This window comes from Pantoea sp. XY16 (genome assembly GCF_025153065.1).
Taxonomy (GTDB): Bacteria; Pseudomonadota; Gammaproteobacteria; order Enterobacterales; family Enterobacteriaceae; genus Pantoea; species Pantoea alfalfae.
In genome coordinates, this window is the sequence record NZ_JANZNP010000018.1 from 17,168 (window position 1) to 42,347 (window position 25,180).

20 protein-coding genes and 1 pseudogene are annotated in these 25,180 nt (G+C 50.5%); 11 read left to right on the top strand and 10 right to left on the bottom strand.

Features of this window, described 5'->3' with window-relative positions:
* Nucleotides 1–242: 242 nt before the first annotated feature.
* On the bottom strand, nucleotides 243–701 hold the full coding sequence (gene cadR, locus N1689_RS20735) for a Cd(II)/Pb(II)-responsive transcriptional regulator (RefSeq protein ID WP_039389869.1): 459 nt from the start codon (nucleotides 699–701) through the stop codon (nucleotides 243–245).
* Nucleotides 702–960: 259 nt separating this feature from the next.
* Here cadR and N1689_RS20740 point away from each other — a divergent pair, with 259 nt between their 5' ends.
* Entirely contained in the window at nucleotides 961–3,372 is a 2,412-nt protein-coding gene (locus tag N1689_RS20740) for a heavy metal translocating P-type ATPase (RefSeq protein ID WP_039389867.1), read from the top strand.
* A gap of 199 nt (nucleotides 3,373–3,571) precedes the next feature.
* Here N1689_RS20740 and silA read toward each other — a convergent pair whose 3' ends face one another.
* The 4 genes from silA to silC form a co-directional block, all read right to left on the bottom strand.
* Nucleotides 3,572–6,718: a Cu(+)/Ag(+) efflux RND transporter permease subunit SilA gene (gene silA, locus N1689_RS20745; protein ID WP_039389865.1), complete on the bottom strand. Its 3,147-nt coding sequence runs from the start codon at nucleotides 6,716–6,718 to the stop codon at nucleotides 3,572–3,574.
* A gap of 10 nt (nucleotides 6,719–6,728) precedes the next feature.
* On the bottom strand, nucleotides 6,729–8,021 hold the full coding sequence (locus tag N1689_RS20750) for an efflux RND transporter periplasmic adaptor subunit (RefSeq protein ID WP_039389862.1): 1,293 nt from the start codon (nucleotides 8,019–8,021) through the stop codon (nucleotides 6,729–6,731).
* Nucleotides 8,022–8,134: 113 nt separating this feature from the next.
* Entirely contained in the window at nucleotides 8,135–8,488 is a 354-nt protein-coding gene (gene cusF / locus N1689_RS20755; protein WP_039389861.1) for a cation efflux system protein CusF, read from the bottom strand.
* Between the two features lie 28 nt (nucleotides 8,489–8,516).
* Nucleotides 8,517–9,902, bottom strand: coding sequence for a Cu(+)/Ag(+) efflux RND transporter outer membrane channel SilC (gene silC, locus N1689_RS20760; RefSeq protein ID WP_260060069.1), 1,386 nt, complete (start codon nucleotides 9,900–9,902; stop codon nucleotides 8,517–8,519).
* A gap of 194 nt (nucleotides 9,903–10,096) precedes the next feature.
* On the opposite strand from silC, the gene N1689_RS20765 reads away from it, so the two are divergent.
* The 3 genes from N1689_RS20765 (at nucleotide 10,097) to N1689_RS20775 (ending at nucleotide 12,918) form a co-directional block, all read left to right on the top strand.
* Nucleotides 10,097–10,780 (top strand): copper/silver response regulator transcription factor, encoded by a 684-nt coding sequence (locus N1689_RS20765; protein WP_039389857.1) that lies wholly within the window; start codon nucleotides 10,097–10,099, stop codon nucleotides 10,778–10,780.
* Entirely contained in the window at nucleotides 10,770–12,224 is a 1,455-nt protein-coding gene (locus tag N1689_RS20770; RefSeq protein ID WP_260060070.1) for a Cu(+)/Ag(+) sensor histidine kinase, read from the top strand. The genes N1689_RS20765 and N1689_RS20770 overlap by 11 nt, the downstream gene beginning before the upstream one ends.
* Nucleotides 12,225–12,495: 271 nt before the next feature.
* Nucleotides 12,496–12,918: a hypothetical protein gene (locus N1689_RS20775; RefSeq protein ID WP_039389853.1), complete on the top strand. Its 423-nt coding sequence runs from the start codon at nucleotides 12,496–12,498 to the stop codon at nucleotides 12,916–12,918.
* A gap of 853 nt (nucleotides 12,919–13,771) precedes the next feature.
* Here N1689_RS20775 and N1689_RS20780 read toward each other — a convergent pair.
* Nucleotides 13,772–14,002, bottom strand: a complete 231-nt coding sequence (locus tag N1689_RS20780) for a hypothetical protein (RefSeq protein WP_039389851.1) — start codon at nucleotides 14,000–14,002, stop codon at nucleotides 13,772–13,774.
* A gap of 297 nt (nucleotides 14,003–14,299) precedes the next feature.
* Between N1689_RS20780 and N1689_RS20785 the strand changes: the two genes are divergently transcribed.
* The 7 genes from N1689_RS20785 (at nucleotide 14,300) to N1689_RS20815 (ending at nucleotide 21,051) form a co-directional block, all read left to right on the top strand.
* A complete protein-coding gene (locus N1689_RS20785) occupies nucleotides 14,300–16,141 on the top strand; it encodes a copper resistance system multicopper oxidase (RefSeq protein ID WP_115388348.1) in 1,842 nt (613 codons plus the stop codon).
* Between the two features lie 103 nt (nucleotides 16,142–16,244).
* Complete coding sequence (locus tag N1689_RS20790; RefSeq protein ID WP_405039016.1) at nucleotides 16,245–17,105, top strand: copper resistance protein B; 861 nt, start codon at nucleotides 16,245–16,247, stop codon at nucleotides 17,103–17,105.
* Nucleotides 17,106–17,136: 31 nt separating this feature from the next.
* The gene (gene copC, locus N1689_RS20795) at nucleotides 17,137–17,517 is read left to right on the top strand and encodes a copper homeostasis periplasmic binding protein CopC (protein WP_039389843.1); all 381 of its coding nucleotides are present in this window, start codon (nucleotides 17,137–17,139) and stop codon (nucleotides 17,515–17,517) included.
* A 4-nt stretch (nucleotides 17,518–17,521) separates the two neighbouring features.
* Complete coding sequence (gene copD, locus N1689_RS20800; RefSeq protein WP_061716749.1) at nucleotides 17,522–18,454, top strand: copper homeostasis membrane protein CopD; 933 nt, start codon at nucleotides 17,522–17,524, stop codon at nucleotides 18,452–18,454.
* 31 nt (nucleotides 18,455–18,485) lie between these two features.
* Complete coding sequence (locus N1689_RS20805) at nucleotides 18,486–19,166, top strand: heavy metal response regulator transcription factor (protein WP_039389839.1); 681 nt, start codon at nucleotides 18,486–18,488, stop codon at nucleotides 19,164–19,166.
* On the top strand, nucleotides 19,163–20,572 hold the full coding sequence (locus N1689_RS20810; RefSeq protein ID WP_039389837.1) for a heavy metal sensor histidine kinase: 1,410 nt from the start codon (nucleotides 19,163–19,165) through the stop codon (nucleotides 20,570–20,572). The genes N1689_RS20805 and N1689_RS20810 overlap by 4 nt, the downstream gene beginning before the upstream one ends.
* Nucleotides 20,573–20,700: 128 nt before the next feature.
* On the top strand, nucleotides 20,701–21,051 hold the full coding sequence (locus N1689_RS20815) for a DUF305 domain-containing protein (protein ID WP_039389835.1): 351 nt from the start codon (nucleotides 20,701–20,703) through the stop codon (nucleotides 21,049–21,051).
* A 159-nt stretch (nucleotides 21,052–21,210) separates the two neighbouring features.
* Here N1689_RS20815 and N1689_RS20820 read toward each other — a convergent pair whose 3' ends face one another.
* The 4 genes and pseudogenes from N1689_RS20820 to N1689_RS20835 all read right to left on the bottom strand — a co-directional run bounded on the left by N1689_RS20820 (nucleotide 21,211) and on the right by N1689_RS20835 (nucleotide 24,983).
* Entirely contained in the window at nucleotides 21,211–23,316 is a 2,106-nt protein-coding gene (locus tag N1689_RS20820) for a tyrosine-type recombinase/integrase (RefSeq protein WP_260060073.1), read from the bottom strand.
* The gene (locus tag N1689_RS20825; protein WP_061717563.1) at nucleotides 23,316–24,302 is read right to left on the bottom strand and encodes a tyrosine-type recombinase/integrase; all 987 of its coding nucleotides are present in this window, start codon (nucleotides 24,300–24,302) and stop codon (nucleotides 23,316–23,318) included. The genes N1689_RS20820 and N1689_RS20825 overlap by 1 nt, the downstream gene beginning before the upstream one ends.
* A gap of 73 nt (nucleotides 24,303–24,375) precedes the next feature.
* A pseudogene (locus N1689_RS20830) lies at nucleotides 24,376–24,603 on the bottom strand (DNA polymerase V subunit UmuC); the annotation flags it as partial.
* Nucleotides 24,604–24,605: 2 nt separating this feature from the next.
* Nucleotides 24,606–24,983 carry a S24 family peptidase gene (locus N1689_RS20835; protein ID WP_260060074.1) on the bottom strand — a complete coding sequence of 126 codons (378 nt, stop codon included), beginning with the start codon at nucleotides 24,981–24,983 and terminating at the stop codon, nucleotides 24,606–24,608.
* Nucleotides 24,984–25,180 lie beyond the last annotated feature (197 nt).

Here is a 25,180-nt window from a genome sequence, read left to right on the forward strand (position 1 = left end):
CAGCAACAAGTCTCGTCTGCTGCAGACGAAAGGTCAACTTTATATTTATAAATTCATATATGTTTTGACGTGCTTACAGGCTTTTCAGTACAGCTTAATGAGGGAATAGCGGTTAAACGATATCACACAGATTTTAACGGCAGCACACTTTCAGCTGCCTTAATGGTCGGGCATGACGAAGTAACATCACAAAAAAAGCCTGTTTCTTTAGTGAACCGTTCTACTTATGGCAGAAAGCAGCATCAGTAAGAGTGTCTTCCGGCCAGATGACCTGCAGTGATAACCGGCACGATATCCTCAGGCTCTTCTGCCTGCTCCAGTTCGCGCAGAATACCGCAGTCCCGTGTTGCCCGGTTGGCATTGCAGTGGCTGTGGAGCTCAAATAGTTGTTTTTCCAGCATATTCAGTTCACGAATACGGGCCTGAACGTGGTTCAGATGTTCATTTATCAGGGCATTAACCGTACCGCAGTCTGCGTCTGGCTGGCTGCGCGCCTGCAGCAACACCCGGATTTCTTCATGGGTCATATCGAGCGCCCGGCAGCGCCGGATAAACATAAGCCTTTCGAGATGTGCGCTATCGTAATGGCGGTAGTTATTAGTCTGGTCCCGCAATGCGGCCTGCAGAAGCCCCTCTCGCTCATAATAACGTACCGTCTCTACAGGACATCCCGCCTGGCGGGCCAGTTCACCAATTTTCATATCACACCTCTTCTGAGCTTGACCCTGTAGTTACATCAGGGTCTTTAATGCCAGTATACGTTATGAACGGGATAAAAAAATGAGTGACTGCTGCAGTAATAAAAAATGTGGATCAGCCGCAACCGGAGAGGAGGCGTCTGTTAAAAATACCGCCACTGCCCCGACTGAGGCTTCAGGGAAAATGCCACCAAAAACGACTCAGACCACACCGGCCTGTTGCAGCACCGGGAGCTGCTGCTCAACGGACGGACTGAGCCAGATGTCCGAACCGGTTGCAGAGCTTCCCCGCAACGATGACGTTCAGACGCGTCTGCGCATCATGCAGATGGACTGCCCGACGGAGGAGACGCTCCTCCGAAAAAAACTGGCAAAATTACCTGCCGTCAGCAATCTTGAATTCAATCTGATACAGAGGGTGCTTACCGTGACCCATACACCGCAGGCGCTGGAACCGGTTCTGCAGGCGGTGCGCTCGCTGGGTTTTGACCCGGAACCGATTGATAAAGCAATGCAGCCTGAAGGCAGCTGCTGCTCGCCTGCCCCTGTCACATTCGGTGAGCTGCAGACGCAGCAGGTGACCGCTGACGGGGTGCGTACCAGTATCAGGATCATGCAGATGGACTGCCCGGTTGAAGAGGGCATGATCCGTAAAAAGCTGGACGGCATGTCAGCCGTCAAGGAACTGGATTTCAATCTTATGCAGCGTGTACTGACGGTGGTTCACGCACCGGATACGCTGGAGCCGGTTCTGGCCGCCATTCGTTCTCTGGGCTTTGAACCTGAACTTCCTGACAGTAATGGCCGGCACGCGGTCACTGAGGAAAAGAAAAAACACTGGTGGCCGCTCGCGCTTGCCGGTGTGGCGGCAATCGCCGCCGAAGCCATGCACTGGGCGGGCATGCCGGAATGGCTGGAAGCGGCTCTTGCTCTGGCTGCCGTTGCGGCCTGTGGCCTGTCCACGTACAAAAAAGGCTGGATTGCTCTTCGCAACGGCAACCTGAATATCAACGCCCTGATGAGTATTGCCGTCACCGGGGCGCTGGCGCTCGGACAGTGGCCTGAAGCCGCCATGGTAATGGTGCTGTTCACGATTGCGGAACTGATTGAAGCGAAATCTCTTGATCGCGCCCGCAATGCCATCGGCTCTCTGATGAAGCTGACGCCTGAAACGGCCACGGTTCAGCAACCGGACGGCTCCTGGAAAGAAACTGAGGCCAGGTCTGTATCCCTTAACAGCGTGGTCAGGGTAAAACCGGGCGAGCGTATCGCTCTCGACGGCACGGTGGTCCGGGGCAGGACCGCCATTAATCAGGCACCTATTACCGGCGAAAGTCTGCCGGTGGATAAAGGGGAAGGTGACCCGGTCTTCGCCGGGACGGTCAACGGCTCCGGTGGCTTTGAGTACCGTGTAACGGCCGCTGCCGGAAATACCACGCTGGCGCGTATCATTCATGCCGTGGAGGAAGCGCAGGGGGCAAAAGCCCCTACGCAGCGCTTTGTTGATCGCTTTGCACAAATTTATACCCCTGTGGTGTTTGCTATTGCCGTCGCAGTTGCCGTTCTCCCACCGCTGATTGCAGGTGAAAGCTGGCAGGAGTGGATTTACAAGGCGCTGGTGATGCTGGTTATCGCCTGCCCCTGTGCGCTGGTCATTTCCACGCCAGTGACCATTGTCAGTGGCCTGACGGCAGCAGCCCGCCGGGGGATATTGATCAAGGGCGGCGTTTATCTTGAAGAAGGCCGAAAGCTGAAGTGGCTGGCGCTCGACAAGACCGGCACCCTGACGCACGGTAAGCCGGTACAGACGGATGTGATTATCTATACCGGGGTGGCAGAAGATGAGGGGCGCAGTCTGGCTGTGAGCCTGGCAGGTTACTCCGATCATCCGGTTTCGCAGGCTGTATCGGCGGCATCAGATGGCATTCAGCGTTATGAAGTGGAAAACTTTGAGGCTCTGCCAGGCCGCGGCGTGCGCGGCGTCATCAACGGTCAAACCTACAGTCTGGGCAATCTGAGGCTGGCTGAAGAAACGGTGCGCTGTCCGGAAGCGGTCAGGGCTGCACTAACGGAACTGGAGACTGGGGGTAAAACGGTCATCATGCTCTGTGACACTCATCAGGTGCTAGGGCTGTTTGCGGTGGCTGATACGGTGAAGGAAAGCAGCCGCGAGGCGATAAGTCAGTTGCATAGTCTGGGTGTTAAAACGCTCATGCTGACCGGAGACAATGCGCACACTGCGCAGGCCATTGCCGGTCAGGTTGGTATCGATGAGGCGCGGGGGGATCAACTGCCGGAAGATAAACTGCGTGCTGTAGAAACATTTACGGCGCAGGGCACGACCGGCATGGTGGGCGACGGCATCAATGATGCACCGGCGCTGGCCCGCGCCGATATCGGCTTTGCCATGGGTGCAATGGGCACGGATACCGCCATCGAGACTGCCGATGTGGCCCTCATGGATGATGATTTGCGTAAAATTCCGGCTTTTGTCCGACTCTCCCGGCAGACGTATAACATTCTGGTTCAGAATATCGTTATGGCTATTGGGATCAAGGCAGTGTTCCTGGCCCTGACCATTGCAGGTATGGGGACCATGTGGATGGCGGTATTCGCGGATGTGGGAGCAAGCCTGCTTGTTGTAGCAAACGGCCTGCGCCTGTTGCGTAATTAGCAGGGCTGCTGCCTATCGGATTAGGGCGGGCAGTGACAGGAGACGTAGTTGGCTTATATTGTCTGCGTTATGCTACCAAGGTCGGCTCTGAAAAAGAGAGGGACAGCATCACTGACACCGCTCTTTTCATAATGGCCATAGTGCAGTTTTGATACCTATCCTGATATAAAGGCCCTCTCTGACAGAGGGCCTTTTGATATCATAATATCCTTGCTTTATGCCTACGCAGCCAGATTAATTTGTAGGCAGCAGGAATAATGAACAGTGATAGAAGCGGAGCTGTGATCATCCCCCCAATCATGGGTGCTGCAATCCGACTCATGACTTCTGAGCCTGCTCCCGTTCCCCAGAGAATGGGTAGCAGACCCGCAATGATCACTGCCACGGTCATGGCTTTTGGCCGGACACGCAGAACTGCACCATGGTAGAGGGCTTCATCAAGACTTTCAGATGTGAATGTCTCGCGGTGGGACAATTCCGGGTGTGCTTCAATGGCATGACGCAGATACATCAGCATGACCACTCCAAATTCTGCCGCCACCCCAGCCAGGGCGATAAATCCGGTTCCGGTCGCCACAGACATGTGGAAGTCCTGCCAGTAGAGGAACCATATTCCTCCGACCAGGGCAAACGGAAGACTCATCAGGATCAGCAGGGCTTCATCAGCCCGGCGGAAGGCGAGGTATAACAGAATGAAAATGATCATCACCGTCATCGGTACCATCAGTTTCAGTTTCTTGTTGGCGTGCTCAAGTAACTCAAATTGACCGGAGAATGACACACTGGTACCCGGTCTAAGTTTCACTTTCTTGCTGATGGCCGTCTTAATATCGTTTACCACCGAAACCATATCCCTGCCGCGCGCATCAATATAAATCCAGCTGGCAGGTCGGGCATTTTCCGTTTTCAGCATGGTTGGTCCGGAAACGACCTTAACGTCAGTCACATCCCCCAGCGTGATTTGCTGCTTCATCGGTGTCAGGATCGGCATCTGTTTCAGCGCCTGCGGACTGTTCCGGTAATCCTGCGGGTAGCGGATATTAATCGGATACCGGGCCACGCCCTCAACCGTTTCCCCAACCGTCGCGCCGCCGATAGCTGAGGAGACGAACAGCTGGACATCACCCACCGTCATCCCGTAGCGGGAGGCTTTTTCACGGTTAATATCGATGTCAATGTAGCGCCCGCCCTCCAGTCGCTCAGCCAGAGCAGATACCACACCCGGCACGGTTTTGGCTACCGCCTCAATACTCTGCGCCGTTGCATCGATATCGGACAGAACAGTACCTGACACCTTGATACCTATCGGACTTTTGATCCCGGTAGAGAGCATATCAATACGGTTACGAATGGGGGGCACCCAGAGGTTAGCCAGTCCGGGTAAACGGACCGTTTGATCGAGTTCGTCAATAATCTTGTCAATCGTCATGCCGGGCCGCCACTGATCCTCTGGTTTGAGCTGGATTGTGGTTTCCATCATTTCGAGCGGCGCGGAATCCGTCGCGGTCTCGGCCTTCCCGGTCTTGCCAAAAACAGAAACTACTTCAGGTACGGTTTTGATGAGCTTATCCGTGGTCTGTAAGAGCGCAGCGGCCTCTGCCGGCGATACGCCCGGCAATGTTGAGGGCATATACAACAGGTCGCCCTCATTTATCTTCGGCAAAAACTCGCCGCCCACCTGACTCAGGGGCCAGATAACCGTGAAGATGGATAAGGTCGCAACCAGCAGGGTTGTTTTTGGCCAGTGAAGTACTCGCAGCAGCAAAGGATGATACGCTTTGATCAGCAGCCGGTTCAGGGGATTGCTGGTCTCGGCAGGAATTTTCCCCCGGATCCAGAATCCCATCAGAATCGGGATGACGATGATGGCCAGCGCGGCCGCGCCCGCCATGGAGTAGGTTTTCGTAAAGGCCAGCGGACCAAACAGACGACCTTCCTGTCCTTCAAGGGTAAAAATAGGAATAAAGGACAGGGTAATGATCAGCAGACTGATAAACAGCGCGGGTCCCACTTCAACGGAGGCATCGGTGATAACCTTCCAGCGCGTTGCGTTGTCAATCTGCTCATCCGGATGCTGATGATCCCACTCTTCCAGCCGTTTATGCGCATTTTCAATCATCACGATGGCGGCATCTACCATCGCCCCTACTGCAATGGCGATCCCTCCCAGCGACATTATATTGGCGTTCAGCCCCTGGAAATGCATGACAATAAAGGCGATACACAGACCAAGGGGCAGAGAAATGATCGCCACCAGGGCAGAACGAACATGCCACAGGAACAGGGCGCAGACGATGGCCACCACGATAAACTCTTCCAGGAGTTTGTAGCTGAGGTTGTCAATGGCCCGGTCAATTAACTGGCTGCGATCGTAGGTACTCACAATATCAACGCCCTCAGGCAAACTTGCCTTCAGGGTCTCCAGTTTATCTTTCACTGCCGTGATAACGTCGCGCGCATTTTTACCCGACCGCAGGATCACGACGCCGCCGGCGACTTCTCCCTGACCGTTAAGCTCTGCTATACCACGCCGCATTTCAGGCCCGGTCTGCACGCGGGCCACGTCCCGCAGATAAATCGGTACACCGTTTTCTCCGGTTTTCAGGACGATGTTATTGAAATCGTCTATGGACTGGAGGTAACCGCTGGCCCGGACCATGTACTCCGCTTCGGCGATTTCAACGGATGAGCCACCGGCTTCCTGATTAGATGACTCAAGGGCCTGTTTTACTTCAGGCAGGCTGATACTGTACTGGGTTAGTTTCTCCGGGTTAACCTGGATTTGGTACTGCTTGACCACACCGCCTACTGATGCCACTTCCGCGACGTTAGGGATAGTTTTCAGTTCAAATTTCAGGAACCAGTCCTGCAGGGAGCGCAGTTCGGAAAGGTCGTGTTTGCCGCTGTGATCAACCAGAGCATATTCAAATATCCAGCCTACACCTGTGGCATCAGGCCCGATTTCCGAGCTTACACCGGCAGGCAGTTTCCCCTGAACCTGATTTAGGTATTCCAGCACACGCGAGCGGGCCCAGTACAGATCGGTCCCGTCCTCAAAAATGACATAAACGTAGGAATCGCCAAACTGGGAAAAACCGCGCACGGTCTTGGCACCGGGTACCGACAGCATGGTGGTCGTGAGCGGATACGTAACCTGGTTTTCAACAATCTGCGGAGCCTGACCAGGATAGCTGGTTTTGATAATCACCTGTACATCGGACAGATCGGGTAGCGCATCCACAGGGGTGTTGATGATAGTCCAGGTGCCCCAGACACTGAGAAACAGAGCGGCCATCATAACGAGGAAACGGTTGGCAACCGATCGCCGTATAATCCATTCAATCATCGTCGTCTCCTCAATGACCGGAATGTGTATTTGCAGACGGAGCGGACATTGCCGGCATTGTGCCGTCCGTTGTTTCCGGATGACGCATACGTTCCAGTGCGCCCGTAATGTTGGCTTCGGAGTCAATCAGGAACATGCCGCTGACTACTACCGTATCACCTTCATTGAGACCGGTGCCGATACCGGACTGTTGCTGAGATTCGTGGAGAACATGGACCCTTTTTGGCACAAACCGACCTTCTGCATCGACAGTAATCACGCGCTGTTCTTTACCGGTGTCAATAACGGCCTGGGACGGGATCAGCAACATTTCCTGGCTCCGGGTATTCAGTTTCAGATAAGCATTCATGCCCGGTTTAAGGCGTTCGTCCTTGTTTAATACCTGCAGACGTACCTGAAGGGTCCGGGTGGTTTGATCGACGCTGGGAAGAATGTTCCATTTTTCCACATGGAACGATTTATCCGGATAGGCCGGTACTGAAATTTCAAATTGAGAGGTGTCTTTCAAGAGATAGGCGATGGATTCGGGTACTGCTGCACTGATCCAGACCGGATCCATCCCCTGAATCTGTGCCACCACTTTATCTTTTGAGATATTCATACCAGTGCGCAGGTCAAACGCCGTAATGACACCGTCTATCGGTGCCGTAATGGTAAACCGGGTCTGAATACTTCGGGTTGACCGCAGTCTCTGGATATCCTTTTCCGGCATTCCGGCCAGACGAAGTCGTTCAAGCACACCTTTAATTTGCGTTGGTGTTCCTCCGGTACCAGATAACAGGAGAAACTCACTTTGTGCTTCCACCCATTCCGGAATGGTGATATCGATAAGCGGTGTACCTTTCTTCACATGATCGCCAATCGTCAGGGGATACACTTTTTCGACGAAACCGTCAGAGCGCGCCTGCACAATGACAAACTGATATTCGTTGTAACTAACATTGGCCGGTATTGTCTGTGAATAATTCAGCATTCCGCGCATGACTTTTTGCGTTTTTAATCCCAGGTTCTGAACCTGAGTTGGATCAATACGGATCCCATCGCTGATTTTCTCGCCGCTTTCATCTGCATATTTTGGCACCAGGTCCATGTCCATAAAGGGAGATTTTCCGGGTTTATCAAATTTGGTATCCGGTTTCATCGGGTCATACCAGAAAAGTACCTTTCGCTCGGGTGCCTTTTGTTCCGTTTGTACTGTTTTTTTTCCTGGGTTTATATACTGCAAGGCAGTAACCGATATCAGCCCTCCTGCTATCAGGCTGCTGATAATTATTGCAGCATATTTTATCTTTAAAGAAGCCATACAATTTCTCGCTGAAAAATCAAAACACCTGACATATGCGCCTGATCATTAATTCACAGAAATATCTTTTTAAATGTTCAGGCACACTGGATGTATTCGCTCCGGGCTGACAGTCAGGATTGCGTGACGTTAATGCTTTTGAGTAAGGAGATATTTCCCTGCTGAATAAACGAGAAATCAACGTGGTTACCGGTTTTCAGCGCATTAATGGTGTCGTCTGCATTCATAAAGGTGAAGCGCATGGTCATTGCAGGCCAGCCCACCTCAGGGATAGCTTCGTGCGAAATGGTGATTTTTTTACTGTTCATATCAATGTCTTTAACGACACCGTTGCTATTAATAATTTGCTGTGACGAAGCATCACTGGCAGCATTCATATCGCCATGGTGATGTATTTCAGCATGAAGACCGGCAGAAAACATGACAGAGAAGGCGCCCAATAAAACGGCTTTAAGTGAATTACGCATTTTTTATTTCCTGATTAATTAAATAAATTTACTGTACCCAACCGCCACCCAGTGCGGTGAATAGATTGATTTCGTTAACCTGCCGGGAATATGTAAGATCGAGAATGGTTTGCTGTGTCGTGAACAGGGAGCGTTCTGCGTCCAGCACTTCAATGTAGCTGACAGCACCACTTGAATATAATCCTCTGGCACGCTGGAGGGTTATCTGAAGTGAATCGAGATAACGCTGCTGTGCCTCAAGTTGCTGGTTAAGGCTGTCCCGCAGCGCAAGCGTATAGGATACATCCTTAAAGGCGGACTGAATTTTTTGTTCGTAGTTAACCACCGACTGTTGCTGGCGAATTTCGGCCAATTTCAAATTGGCTTTGTTCCTGCCAGCATTAAAAACAGGAATTTCAATTTTGGGAATAAAATTCCACATTCCGCTTCCTGGCGTAAAGAGGCTGGACAGCTCCGTACTGCTTGCGGAAAGACTACTGGTCAGGGTAATAGATGGGAAAAACGCCGCTCGCGCTGCGCCAATATTGGCATCAGCTGCTTTGAGCTGGTATTCCGCTTCCATGATATCCGGGCGCTGCAGTAAAATTTGTGACGACAGGTTTGGTGGCAGTTTTACTGGTGCGATCTCACCACCTTTCATCGTTTTTTCTGACGGAAGTGCGCGGTAGGTTCCCACCAGCAGTCGCAGGGCATTGTTTGCCTGCGCCAGATCGCCTTCTCGTTTGGCTATCTCAGCGCGGGTACTTTCGATTTGTCCCCTGGCCTGTTCAAGCGCCAGAACGTTCGTACTCCCGGTCACCAGCTGTTGCTCAACGAAAGCATAAGACTGTTGATAATTTTTCAGCGTTTCCCGCGCAATACGGAGTTGTTCGTACGCCAGTTGCTGGCTGAAATAGCTCTGTGAAACGTTGGATACCAGCAGGATGTGTACGGCCCGACGGGCTTCTTCGCTGGCAAAATAGTTCTGGCGGTCAGCTTCACTCATGTTCTTAAGCTTGCCGAAAAAATCGAGTTCATAGCTGAGCTCCAGACCCGCGTCGTACTCCTGTGCGGTCGGCTTGTCATCTTTCAGACCAACGCGGTAGGTGATCCCGGATGAGGCATTCAACTGGGGATAACGGTCTGCATCCGTGACGTTGAACTGGGCCCGGGCCTCTTCAACCTTCAGGGCGGCCATTCTCAAATCACGGTTGTTTGTCAGGGCTTCATCGATCAGCCGGGTAACCTGGGGATCGACAAAAAAAATACGCCAGCCCGTATCCTGATAGCCATTTACCGCTGGCGTCAGGCTGTTGCGTGACAAAGAAAACTGCTGTGGTACTGGCGCTGCCGGCCGCTGATAGTCAGGTGCCAGCGAAACGCAGCCAGCCAGTATAAAAATCATGCTGATGCTTAATAGTTTTAATTTGAACATAACGCTTCTCTTCCAGGCAGGCCTGGTAAATGGTTCAAATGAAGTCCAGAGTATTGATAGGGGGATGTTACAGAATGCTCTCTGTTTGCCAGGTGACTGGATAATGACAATGCTGTCATTTTTAACGTAAGCCGTTGATTACATGCTTAGGCTAAATAGAATGAATGGCACGGGTAGTCAGCCAGGGGAGCAAGATGAAAATACTGATCGTTGAAGATGAAGTAAAAACTGGTGAGTACCTCAGTAAAGGGCTTACTGAAGCGGGATTTGTAGTTGATCACGCCGATAATGGTCTGACCGGATATCATCTCGCCATAACAGCCGAATATGATTTACTGATTCTGGATATCATGCTCCCGGATGTAAACGGCTGGGATATTATTCGTATGCTTCGTGCCGCAGGTAAAGGTATGCCTGTTTTGCTGCTTACGGCTCTCGGCACCATTGAGCACCGGGTTAAAGGACTTGAGCTGGGCGCGGACGATTACCTGATCAAACCATTTGCGTTTGCTGAGCTTCTTGCCCGAGTCAGGACACTTTTACGACGGGGTAACACAGTCATCACGGAAAGCCAGTTTAAGGTGGCTGATCTGATGGTAGACCTTGTTTCAAGAAAGGTTAGCCGCGCAGGGAAACGTATCTTGCTGACGAGTAAGGAGTTCTCTCTACTGGAATTCTTCATTCGTCATCAGGGAGAGGTGCTGCCCCGTTCGCTGATTGCATCGCAGGTCTGGGATATGAACTTTGACAGCGATACTAATGCTATAGACGTGGCAGTAAAACGCCTCAGGGCAAAGATAGACAACGATTATGAGCCTAAGCTGATCCAGACGGTCCGCGGCGTGGGATATATCCTGGAGGTTCCGGATGCGTTTTAATTTCTCAGGGCGCCCTTACTCTCTCGCACTGAGACTAACCTTCTTTATCAGCCTGTCCACCATAATTGCGTTTTTTGCTTTTACCTGGTTTATGCTGCATTCCGTTGAAAAACACTTTGCAGAGCAGGATGTGCGGGATCTGAAACAAATCAGTATCGCGATGAACAGAATACTGCAGACACCTGTAGCTCCGGACCAAAAAAAAATAAGTAAAATCAAAGAATCCATATCAGATTACCGCAACGTCGCTGTTCTTATTTTGACTGATGGGGGTGACGTGTTGTTCAGTTCACCACAAGGAGCGACGTTACGTTCTGTGGTCAATGCATCAAACTTTACAGCGCATAGTCGGGCCAGGGAAATATTCCTCTGGACAGTAAAAGAGCCAACTTTACTTATGCGCAACGGCTCTGACATGAAAATGGAGACTTACAGAATCGTTGCATCTTCAGGCAAAGCAACGCTTAACGGAAAACCACAGACGTATCAGATGATAATTGGGCTCTCGATTGACTTTCATCTTCATTACCTTGAAGCACTAAAAAAGAATTTAATTGCCATTGCCTTCGTAATCAGCCTGTTGATAATTTTCATTATCCGCATAGCGGTTCTCCAGGGGCATCTTCCTCTCCGCAACGTCAGCAAGGCCATTAAAAATATTACCTCGGAGAACCTGGACATGAGACTGGAACCGTCCAAAGTTCCCATCGAACTGGAGCAACTGGTAATATCGTTTAACCATATGATTGCAAAGATTGAGGATGTATTTACGCGACAGGCAAATTTCTCTGCTGATATCGCCCATGAAATCAGAACGCCCATAACCAACCTGGTTACACAGACTGAAATCGCGCTAAGTCAGCACAGGACGCAGAAAGAGCTGGAAGATGTGTTGTATTCCAGCCTGGAAGAGTATAACAGAATGACAAAAATGGTCAGCGACATGCTTTTTCTGGCACAGGCTGATAATAATCAATTGATCCCCGAGCGGATAATGTTTGATCTCCGCACAGAAGTGGTCAAAGTGTTTGATTTTTTCGAAGCCTGGGCAGAAGAACTCAATGTTTCTCTGCAATTAAACGGGTCGGGCTGCCTTATTAAAGGAGACCCACTTATGTACCGAAGGGCATTAAATAATCTTCTGTCTAACGCTCTGCGTTATACGCAGTCAGGGAAGACAGTTACTGTAACCATTGCGGGAAGTGAGAATAGTGTTCAGCTTATAGTTGAAAATCCAGGAAAACTGATACCTGCAGAACACCTGCCACGTTTGTTTGATCGGTTTTATCGCGTCGATCCATCGCGGCAAAGGAAGGGGGAAGGCAGTGGGATTGGTCTGGCGATTGTAAAGTCAATCGTGAACGCACATCACGGAAAAGTGTGGGTCGAATCAGATACAGTTTCGACACGATTCATATTGCTATTACCACGAATGGCTACATAGTTTCCCGAACGCCTCCAGTTTTTTCGATGAATAATAAATATATTACAGAGGTGTCATTAAGCTGTCACGCCTTCAACAGAATGCAGCTGGTAGAATCGTCCTCACTAAGCAGGCGGAACAGTCTTTATGGATCAATATCAGCAGAAATCGCAGGCACTGAGTTACGCATATTATCTTTTTTTAAGATGAAATCAGTCTGGCTTGTAAGTTCTTTAGTTGATGACATCTTTGACAGTCCGTTATTTATTCCATTATCAACGGGAAACTTATTATGAAAAGTTTAATCTTCGCTTCCTCTGTCGGACTTAGCTTAATTCCTTCAGCCTGGGCGGATGGAAATATCAACATTCATGAGCATGTTAATAATGCCCAGGCGGCAGCGCATCAGCAACAGTTTTCATCCGTTCCTGAATCTGTCAGGGGGGAAGTATTACAAATGAAGAGTATGGATCAGCATGAACAGGCCCTTAATGTTCATAATTCCATGAAAAATGGTGCTTCTGATGCCCATCAGAAAATGGCGAAGAACCATCAGAAAATGTCAGATGATATGGCCGGCATGAAATCAAGTACCGCGCCATCTTTTGCAGAAATGGATGAACATGAAAGGGCCGCCGTTGCCCACGAAAATATGAGTAACGGCCAGTCAGAAGCACACCAGTCAATGGCTGCAATACATCGCGGTATGAAGTAAAACTGACGGAAGCGGGTTGCTATATCAGTCCTTAATGTTTTTGCAGATGTAGATATTCTTACCTTAAAGATACGATCCCTTTATTCAAATTAGCCCCTATATGGGGCTTTTTTGCAACGCTTACAAAAAATAAACATCTTTTTTATAAGATTTAATTTTTATTTTCCTGCTGCAATTGAAGATGTTATCGCTTTGAACTAATGGCGAGGAGTTCTGTTGAAGCTGTTTAAATCAGCTTAGTTTTTTTACATGGCTGAGTGTGATGTTTCTCAATAAATAATTTGCTTAATGTCGCTTGTTTTTTGAGTGATGCCAAATCACATTAATCAATTCCTCTGGCAATTATTTTAAATATTCACGGCTGAAGCAAGAGCACACCTTTCTGAACGGTTTAGAGTTTTTCATTATGCATAATAGCGGCGTATACGACATGAAATGTAAAAAACTGACTTACAAAATCTATAGGCTCTGATGATATCCTGTAAGCGGTTGTATATTCATTTTGATGCTTTCTACCGTTTCAACATGAGGCCTTTCAGGCTTAACCTGAAGATAAATCGCAGATTGCAGTGCAGATTAGGGCGATTAGCTGGCAGACAAGACCTGAACCGGGTGAAAAAAGGGAAATACAGTTACACCTTACTGCACGTTGAGTAAACCGGGGGCTGCGGTAAAAAGAATGTTTAAAATATAAAAATGTAGCCCGCCACAGTCAGCGGGCCGGCTGAAATCAGCCTGAAAGAAGATTTACCGGAAAAACATTAATGATGAGGGTAATACACAACACATCCCGGATGCAGTGGCAAGGAAGAACAGAAAACTCCGGGCGAATTTTCTGTCCACATACTATCCGTTATTTCTCTTCCAGCATCATTTTACGGTGCATATCGATAATGCTCTGATGCGCAGCTGAGTTTGCATTATCCATGCTCTCATGCGCAAGAATGGCACGTTCATGCTCATTCATCGCAGAGACAGAAACACGGTTATCAGTGTTATCTAGTGCTGTTTCAGGATGCTGCTGTGCCCATGCGGACGAAGCGGAAATCAGGATCACAAGAGGGATAAGCTTTACTTTTTTCATGGTGGCAGTCCTTAACGTTGAATGTAAAATAAGAATAAACAATTACCGGCCGGGTTTACCTGTGGCCTTAGTGATGTTCATCGTACAGAAGAAAAAACGTTACGGCGAAAAATGACAGAAATGTAATTTATAAACAGTGCGTTCCAACATTACACAATTGTAATCACACAAAGTCTGTAGCTGTGGTAGCTTTCCGGTAACAAAAAATTTTTCATCCTGAACGGTAAGCACGGCTTGTGCTTCCGGAGCGGAGAGAGCCATTCTCCCGGGATAACAGAAAATTGCCGGAGTTCAGTCATGCAGCTTAAAAGTTCACGACGTAATTTCATTAAAGGGATCACTGCCGCTGGCATTGTGGGCGGACTGGGCCTGCGAACATTCGATGCATTCTCGGCGGTAAGCCTGATGCAGTCCCGCACACTTACCGGCACAGACTTTGATCTGTTTATTGGCGAGACGCCGCTAAATATCACCGGTAAAACCCGGTATGCAAAAACCATTAATGCCGGCCTGCCAGGCCCTCTGTTGCGCTGGAAAGAAGGCGATACCGTTACATTAAGAGTTAAAAATCGCCTTTCTGAACCGACATCAATTCACTGGCATGGCATTCTTCTGCCGGCGAATATGGATGGCGTACCGGGACTGAGTTTTCATGGTATTGAGCCGGACGATACCTATGTTTACTCCTTTAAGATAAAGCAGAACGGTACATACTGGTATCACAGCCATTCCGGCCTGCAGGAGCAGGAAGGTGTCTATGGCCCGATTATTATTGATGCAGCTGAACCAGAACCGTTTGTCTGGGACAGCGAACACATAGTCATGCTTACCGACTGGTCTGATGAAAAAGCATCAGACATTCTCGCCAAACTGAAAAAGCAGTCCGATTATTACAACTTTGCGAAACCTACCGTTTCTGACTTTTTCCGTGACGCCAGGGAAAAAGGTCTAGGCAGTACGTTGTCCGATCGGAAAATGTGGGCGGAAATGAAGATGAATCCGACGGATCTGGCTGACGTCAGTGGTGCCACATATACCTATCTCATGAACGGGCAGGGCCCTGGAAAAAACTGGACAGGGCTGTTCCGTAAAGGCGAGAAGGTACGCCTGCGTTTCATTAACGGTTCCGCCATGACCTACTTTGATGTGCGCATTCCGGGGTTGAAAATGACGGTCGTGGCGGCTGATGGCCAGTATGTCACGCCTGTTGCTGTTGACGAGTTCCGCATCGCTGTGGCCGAAACTTACGATGTAATCGTGGAGCCGGCTGAAGATGCCTACACTATTTTCGCGCAGTCTATGGACAGAAGCGGCTACGCTCGCGGCACGCTGGCTGTCCATGAAGGGCTTTATGCTCCGGTACCGGCTCCCGATCCTCGCCCCTGGCTGACTATGGACGATATGGGTATGGGCGGCATGGATCATGGCAGCATGGGCGATATGAATCACAGCCAGATGCAGAGCATGAATAACGACACCATGACGGGCATGGATGGTAATGCTATGCAGGCTATGGATGGCTCTGGTGTCTCCGGAGCAGCAGAAAGTATGCCGGAAATGGACCATAGCGCCATGGCCGGGATGGATCACGGCAGTATGAGTGGCATGGGGGACATGCAGAAACATCCTGCATCTGAAACAGACAATCCTCTGGTTGATATGCAGGCCATGATGCCGGCGCCTAAATTAAGTGACCCGGGCATTGGTCTGCGCAATAACGGCAGAAAAGTCCTTACGTATGCCGATCTGAAAAGCACATTTGACGATCCGGACGGGCGTGAGCCATCGCGTACCATCGAGCTACATCTCACCGGACATATGGAAAAATTCGCCTGGTCATTCAACGGCATTAAATTCTCCGATTCAGAACCGGTTACGTTGCGATATGGCGAACGCGTGCGTGTGGTGCTGGTTAACGACACGATGATGACGCACCCCATTCACCTGCATGGTATGTGGAGCGATCTGGAGGATGAGGACGGTAATTTCCTGGTACGCAAACACACTATCGATATGCCTCCGGGTACCCGCCGAAGCTATCGGGTGACTGCCGATGCACTCGGGCGGTGGGCTTATCACTGTCATCTTCTTTTCCATATGGAAACCGGCATGTTTCGTGAAGTCCGGGTTACAGAGTGAGGTAGCGATAATGTCAGTTTCAGGATGGAATGATATGACAAAGTATTTTTCACGTTCCGCTGCAGGTTTGCTGGCCTGCACTGCGTTTGCCGGAGCGATAGTGATGCCCGCGTTTGCAGCACCTACGGGACCATCTGACAATTTACAACAGCATGATATGTCAGGCATGGACCATTCTGCTATGCAGGGAATGACGCTTGGGACATCCGGTATGGAGGGTATGGAATCCATGCAGCCCGCGGCGCCAGCAGAAAGCCGTACACCCATTCCGCCGGTTACGGAGGCGGACCGTAAGGCAGCATTCCCGGACGTACATGGGCATAAGGTTCATGACAACAGCATAAATTACTTTGTGCTTGCCGATCAGCTTGAATGGCAAAAAAACAACGATCCGGGTGGCTTCAGCTGGGATGTAAGCGGCTGGGCTGGCGGGGATATCAATCGACTCTGGTTACGTAGCGAAGGTGAAACCACCCGAGGTAAAGCCGAATCCGCAGAAGTTCAGGCTTTATGGGGACATGCTCTGACACCCTGGTGGGACGTGGTTGCCGGTGCCCGGCAGGATTTCAGGCCCGGAAAACCGCAAACCTGGCTGGCTGCTGGTTTTCAGGGCATGGCGTTGTACAACTTTGAAAGTGAGCTGACTGCGTTTGCCGGCGAGCAGGGACGGACAGCGCTCAGGCTGGAAGCCGAATACGATGTGCTGCTGACCAATCGCCTGATCCTGCAACCTTCCTTTGAGGCGAATATTTACGGGAAAGATGATGAGGCACGGGAAACCGGTAAAGGCCTTTCCAGTACCGAACTTGCTCTTCGCCTTCGCTATGAAGTGAAAAGAGAATTTGCACCTTACGTGGGGGTTTCGTGGAGCCAGCTCTATGGCAATACTGCTGATATGGCTGCCCGTGAAGGTGAAAAAGATAATGAAGTGCGCTTCCTCCTCGGGGCTCGCATGTGGTTCTGATGCAGTTAATTCAAACAAAACAGGTATTATTATGAAACATTCATCTGCCAAATATTTCTTCGCTTTAATTGCTTCTGGCGCGGCTTTTGCTGCACAGGCTCATCCGGAACTGGCGTCTGCTGTCCCTGCTGATAAGTCTCAGATAACGGCACCGTCTAAACTGGAACTGCATTTCACCGAAAATCTGGTAACGAAATTTTCCGGTGCCCGTCTTGTAATGACCGCCATGCCGGGCATGTCTTCTCATGCGCCAATGCCGGTTGCGGCTAAAGTCTCAGCGGGCAGCGATCCGAAAACGATGATTATCACACCGGCAAAAACTCTGCCTGCAGGAACCTATAAAGTGGAATGGCGGGCGGTATCTTCTGATACTCACCCCCGGACCGGCAACTACAGTTTCAGCGTGAAGTAATACCATGAACGATCAGACTTTTATTATCATCCGTTTTTTTCTTTACCTTGATCTTATGCTTCTTTTTGGCCTGCCTTTATTCGAAATTTATGGGGTAAAGGGAGTATTGAAGAAATCGGTATCGTTGTTCAGCGTCTGGTCGTTCTTTTTTACGCTCATCTCTGCTGGCATGGTTTTGTCCCTTGCAAATATGCTGCTTGTCGCTCAGGCCATGAGTGGCGTCAGTGATCCCGGCGAACTGACTCTCCATATTATGGAGATGGTTGTCGGGGAAACTGCAGTGGGCATGAGCTGGGTTATCCGCTTCGCTGCACTGGTCATGGCGTTTATCGGGCTTGGCCTGCGGCTCAGGCATGTCGGGCTGTCACGTTATGTGCTTACCCTGTCCGGCGGTATAGCACTTGCTACACTGGCATGGGGCGGGCATGCGGCAATGAATGACGGCATCAGCTACTATCTTCATCTTCTGAGCGATATCATTCATCTGACAGCGGCCGGGGCCTGGATCGGTGCACTGGCGGCTTTTACTCTGCTCTTATGCATCAAAAAGGCTGAAAAGGCTGTCTATGCCAGCCAGCTGGCCGCAGCGTTGTCGGGTTTTGCCCGTGCCGGCACGATCATTGTGCTGAGCATTGTCATCACCGCCGTGGTTAACTTCGTATTTATCGTTGAAAAGCCTCTGAGTACCCTGCCGGGCAGTGACTATGGTCTGCTGCTGCTGGTAAAAACTGTTCTGTTTTTTCTGATGCTGCTGCTGGCCGCCGCCAATCGCTTCCGGCTTACACCGCGACTGGAAACGGCCCTGCTTCAGGGCCAATATAAGATGGGTATTTACCTGATGCGTAAAAGCATTATCACGGAATTTACTGTTTCGGTACTGATACTGGCAACCGTCGCCTGGCTGGGCACGCTATCGCCGGGTACCGGTATGGAATAACGACTAACCGTAGCCTGCAGGAAAGCTGCCCATGACCACTATGCTGATCGTTGAGGATGAACTGAAAACCGGTACCTACCTGAAACAGGGGCTTCTGGAAGCGGGATATGATGTAACCCTTGTAAACGACGGGCGTCAGGGACTGGAGCATATCCTGCGACAGCATTATGATCTCATTATTCTGGATGTAATGCTGCCTTCAATGGACGGCTGGGATATTCTTCAGCAGATGCGTATGGCCCGGCACGAAGAGCCCGTGCTGTTTCTGACTGCCCGGGATAACGTCAGTGAAAAGATTAAAGGTCTCGATCTTGGCGCGGATGACTATCTGCTCAAACCCTTTGATTTTGCCGAGCTCCTGGCGCGTATCCGCACCCTGCTCAGACGCAACCGTACGCAAACGTCCGGTACGCACCGCATTGCTGATTTGGTTATGGATGTCACCCGCCGGAGTGTGAGCCGTTCCGGCAAAAAGATACATTTGTCTGCTAAAGAATTTGTGCTGCTTGAGCTACTGTTACAGCGGACCGGAGAGGTGCTGCCAAGGAGCCTGCTTTCATCTCTGGTCTGGAATATCAATTTTGAAAGCGATACCAATGTGATTGATGTGGCCGTCAGACGACTTCGCAGTAAGGTGGATGATGACTTTACACCAAAGCTTATTCACACGGTACGGGGTATCGGATATGTGCTGGAGATACGGGAAGAGTGAAGCGTAACTGGTCCCTGACATCACGACTGAGCATAATCTTTGCCGGCGTGATGATGTCCGTCTGGCTTCTTTCGAGTGTGCTGCTTGTAGCCGCCCTCAGCAGTTATTTTCGTCATCAGGATGCCACATTGCTGACCGGAAAGCTTGAACTTGCCACAGAGCTTCTTGAGGGCGAGGTGCACGCCGGAAAGCTCGACAGCGCATCGCTTGCACGAAAGCTTTCGGATGCCATGGTTGGTCACAGCGGACTTTATCTTTCCGTTAAAACAACTGATAACCAGATGCTGGCCGACTATTCATCACCCGGTTTTTTGGTGCCTTATGAGCGCTTTAGCGGCGAAGCTACCCGTCCGGGTATTATGCAGACGGTAGAGGAAGATAGCTGGCGTTATAACGTTATGGTCAGAAAAATTAATGCGAAGAGCGCAGGAAAACTAAACGATGTACTGATTACGGCCGCCTATGATACCAGCCTTCATGATGAGTTTATCGGTCAGCTTAAAAAATGGCTGGTCTGGTTTAATGTCGCCCTGATATTTATCTCCGTTTTTCTGGGATGGCTCGTCACCCGGATGGGACTCAGGCCTCTGAATGAAATAAACCGGCTTGCCTCAGCAATTACGATTAACAGCCTGAGCAAACGTCTCCCTGGCCATAATCTGCCAGCCGAACTAAAGGTAACAGTAGCTGAATTTAACAGCATGCTTGAACGGCTGGAAGATTCATTCTGTCGTCTGTCTGAGTTCTCTTCGGATATCGCGCATGAACTGCGTACCCCTGTCAGTAATCTGATGATGCAGACTCAGGTTGCGCTGTCCCGTGAACGTGATGCCGAAAGTTACCGTGAGGTACTTTTTTCAAATCTGGAAGAGCTGAGCCGGCTCGCCAGAATGAGCAGTGATATGCTTTTCCTGGCTAAATCTGAAAACGGGCTGATGCCTCTGGAGAAACAGGACGTTTCGTTAAACGCAGAGCTGGAAGAGCTCCTCGATTTTTTTGAACCGCTTGCCGGTGACAGCGGCAAAACGCTTTCTCTGCAGGGGGAGGCAGTTGTCAGAGGCGATCGCCTGATGCTGCGTCGTGCAATGAGTAATCTGATAACTAACGCCATAAAATATTCATTACCGGGATCAGCTATTAATGTGCTGGCTGAACACCACGCCGGCAGGGTTTTTATACATATCTCTAACCCCACAGAAAATATCAACCGGGATAGTCTGAACCGGCTTTTTGACCGCTTTTACCGGGGCGACGCTTCCCGTCAGCATAATACGGACGGTGCCGGGCTGGGGCTGTCCATCACCCGTTCTGTTTTACTGGCTCATGAGGGCGATCTGCAGGTTTCCATGAACGATAATGTAATTACGTTCACGGCCATGATGCCGGCTCCCCGGGAGGTGTTTTAACGTTTTACCGGCAGGTCGGCAATTTTCATGGCCTTGTACTGCCTTAGTATCAGTAATAGGTTTCCCGGCACATTAAAGGATATCGGGAAAATCTGAAGTCTGAATCCAATACATGAAGGAGTGACGTTATGAAAAAAACGCAATTTGTTTTTGCTTCACTGATTTTTGCCCTGCCGGCTGCCGTTATAGCCCAGCAGCCGGACTCAAAGATGTCCCAGGATATGAATATGTCCCCGGCTTCAAAAGAGTACATGTCTGGCATGCAAAAGATGCACAGCGGCATGATGAATGCCATGAAGGAGCAGGATGCTGACAGAGCGTTTGCCAGGGGCATGATTGAGCACCACAAAGGGGCTATTGCCATGGCCGAAACGGAACTGAAATACGGGAAAGATCCGGAAATGAAGAAGATGGCAGAGGACATTATCAAAGCGCAAAAAGGTGAAATTGAGCATATGGAAACGTGGCTGAAAAAATAATCATCTTCCGCTTTGGGGTCTGTTAACGTAAAGCAGGTTTCTGGCGGAGGACCTCTGGGAATCTTTAATGAGAAAGTAATATAACCTGTCTGAACCTTCGCCCCGGGTCCAGCATTCATTTTTCAGGCAAAATGCTTCTCCGGGGCGAAACAGGGTGCCTTACTGTTTTTTCAATGCATAATCCAGTTTTTCCATATCGTTAACGACAATTTCTTGCTCGTCAGCTGTCAGCGGAACTTCCTCCAGATAACGCTTCACTGAAGCCTTACTTTCCAGCAGCAGGCCTCTGGCGCTTTCTTTAGGTAGGTTAAAATCGCACCCGATACAGGCCATACGGTGAGGGCAGCTGCTCCAGAATGGGTTCGTACAGAAAGAATCCCCTAAATCGTAATAGGTTGCCGGTCCGGTCAGGCTGACAGCCTCCGGATCATGATCGATTAGCACGCTCATCATATGCGCCACCCGGTCCGCCTTCACAAAAGACGCAGCCAGCTGGGTAGGACGTATACGAATATAATGCATGGTGGACTGAGGCGTAGAATGACCTGACCACTGCATCAGCTCATACAAAGTCATGCCCTGTGGAACACTGGCCAGGGCTGTAACTGCTGAAGCGCGCCCCCGATGGCTGGTAATTGGCCCCCGGCTGTCTTGCGCAGGCACACCCGCTCTGGCACAGAGAACCGGGATGACAGTCCGGTTTATGACATCCCTGCCGACAGGTTTGCCCCGAAACTGAAACAGGAAGCGGACTTTTTCACCGGTACGCTCATCCGTAAGAGCTGCCTGTTCCTGTGGACGTTCGCTGAGCCAGATATCAACGTACTTTTTCACGACGGCAGAGATAGGTTTTACAAAGGTTTTAGACGTTTTTCCTGCCGATACGCTGAGGTAGCAAAGCGTTCCTGCCGGAATGATGTTGCCATCCTCCCGCCTGATATCATCCGCCTGCAGAGTGATGCAGCCAGCAGTAAGACGCATTAACTCGTTCTGGCGCAGCCCGGCATGTGTCCAGATAACGGCCATCGCCTGCAACATGGACAGAGGATAGTGAATGTCACTCAGGAGATCTTCATGGCGCAGATTGAGGCTTGCCCAGATCAGCTTCAGCCAGACCGGATCATCAATGACGCGGGGATTTACACTCTGACGGAACAGTGGAGTGCCAGGCGTAGAGAGATGTCGTGCCGGACTGAATTTCAGTCGCCCCCAGCCCCAGTTTTCATAATCGATCATGAAACGGCGAACCGCATAAACAAATCCACTACGGGAATTCGGCAGCAAGGGCTCACCTATCCGGGCAGATTGCCGGGCACCTCCTTCGGTGCCCAGTGACAGCTCGCCCACCTTCATTCGTCCAACTGCCGCAATAAAGCTGGCACAGGTTTCCATTGTCCAGTCGGCCGGTTCGTGAATATCCGGATATTCACGGGCAAGCCACAGCCCACAGCGGAGAATAAAACTGTACTGGTTCTCCCGCGATCGGGGGCGAAGCACTGACGTATGCCTCCATTTCCGGCACCACCTGACCCAGTCTGCCGCGATACCTTGCGTGGGTTTTTCATGCCATTCTTTATAATTCCGCATACGCACAGAATTTTTTATGATGCCCATTGCGGCAAGTGCGTGTGAAACCCTGTCAGCTGTTTTTGCTATTCCCCGGTCGTGATAATTCTGCGCCCGCCACAGCAGATCGATCGTAAAGCTTTCAAGTTGAGGATTTTTATTCATCAGCATCAGTACGCCGAGTATGGCTGACAGAGCATTTTTCTGGTTCTGACTTTTATACCCAAGCGAAACCAGAACTTCAGTCAGACGGCTGAGCTCCTGACTGAAAATGTTCTGTCCAAAAATGGCTCGGGCATACAGCGACGGCGCGCCCTGATGCGGCAAACTGAACGGAGAAGAAAATGGGCCAAGATGAAAGGCAAAAGCGGCAAGCAGCGGCCTGCCTGATTCATGCTGCTGTAACAGATAAATCCATTTTTCCTGCGGCCACTGCCAGCAGGGTTTCCCTGTCCGGTGTGTTTCTGCCAGAACGGAAAGAATTATGATTCTGATCAGCCTGTCACTGGTTCCACTGCGAGTGGCAATATCCTGCAAAGGCATCAGTAACAATGACAAAGAATCCGGCTGTTCGAGAGCGGCTGATCTGCGATGGCCTGTACTTAGCGCTGCCCGTTCTTCAGCAGTGAGCACATCATTCAGCTGATAATCTGTACGTTCAAAGGGGCTATAAGTACACATGATTATTTCTTCTTTCATCAGCGAGTCTCCGTCTGAAAAATAAGGCCGGCAACTTTTCGATCAATTTCAGCTACTGCAGCGGCCATCCGACCAGCCAAATCAGAACCTGAAAGATGGATGTAAATCTGGGTAGTACGCGGATCGCGGTGTCCTGCGTATGCGGCTAGTTCATGGAGTTTCCATCCAAAGCGTGCCAGGTGCGTCAGACGAAGATGGCGGAAGGTATGTGTGGTGATTTGTGGAAGGCCGGCATCAAGTGCCCATTTCCGGACAGTTTTACTCCAGTTCCAGAAAGACAGGGGGGCACCGTGGTTACGATCAGAAGCCGAGCGAAACAATGCACCTTCTCGGTAACCCGCGAGCCGTAACTGCCGGAAATGATTTGTCAGCACCGGTGTTACGGCGGAACTGTAGCAGACTATCCTTTCCCGCCTGTTTTTCGTCGTTTCGGCGCGAACACGAATCAGACGATGAGCAGGATCAATATCTTCAAGCATGAGGGAGGCTACTTCTGCGCGACGAAGCGCACCGTAATACGCCAGGGCTAGCATCAGTCTGTCACGCAGGGAGGCGGCAGAGACATGCATCAGGAATCTTAGCCATTGCTCATCATCAGGAATAACGGGCAGACGTGTGATACGGGGAACCAGACCGCGTCCCGTATAAGCGCTCCCCGGCAAACCCGAACGGGGTAACGGGTTGAGACTGCAGATATCCTGATAAACCAGAAAGTCATACCAGAGACGGATCGCAGAAAGGCGCAGCTGGAGCGTGGCGCTGGCCGCGGGAAAAGGCATGCCGGGTAGCTGAGGGCTGATGTAGGCGGCCAGGTCTTCAAACCGGGCCTTTTCAGGTTCAATGCTGTTCTGGCTGCAGAACGCAAAATAATGGCTGAGGGCACTGCGGTAGGCGGAGAGTGTGGCCTGAGCCCTGCCCAGGTCGGACAGCAGTTTCAGCCAGCGCTCCGCCAGTACCAGAACGTCCTGATTTGGTGGAATCATCATTGTGTTTACCTCTGACAGCAGCATTGCTATTCAAAGTTTACCCAGTCAATGTTGCATTCCACTTAACTTACTACAGCTCGTAATTTGAACTGAATACATGCACGCCGTTCTGCCTGAAAAATCGCTCATTCTGAAACAGCGGTGCCGCCATTTTTATCCCTAGCCGCTTTGCTTCGGCCGATCGCGCAATTACGCAGCCGTCATTATTCGAAACGACAACAATTGGTTTGCCGCGCAGATCGGGCCTGAATACGGTTTCACATGAGGCATAAAAGTTGTTGGCATCGGCCAGCGCAAACATTCCTATTCTCCTGCCGGTCCGTTGAATCCCACCCCGGCTACATCGGTGAGGGCATAGGCGACTACTCCCCATACGGGAAGCATCAGGCTCACATCAAGCAGCGTTACAGTCTCGTCAGCATCCAGCGCCTGTAGGGCGGGAACCGGATTAAGCAGCAGGCGCCTTAATGTCAGCTCCCCGTCAAGCTCAGCCACGATAAGCTGACCGTGTGCGGGTATCAGCGCGCGATCGATGGCCAGCACTGAGCCTTTGACAATTCCAGCGCCGACGCAGTCGCTTTCGCTGCGCATCAGATAGCTAGAGTAAGGGGAAAGATGTACCAGATCGCCCAAGTTCAGGCGCGTTTCAGCGTAGTTTTGGGCGGGACTCTGAAAGGCCATTGAAAAGCTCCGTTCTGACTAGCGTTATATAACCCCTGATGTGAGTATACGTTGCTACAGGCGGCAATGCTCAGATGTGAAAGCCAATGTCCGCTATGAACGATCTGCGAACATAGCTAACAGCATTCAGTGAGAATCAACGGGGAGCAGGTCAAAAGCTGGCAATATCTCCAGGTATATGCACAATCATTCATCCG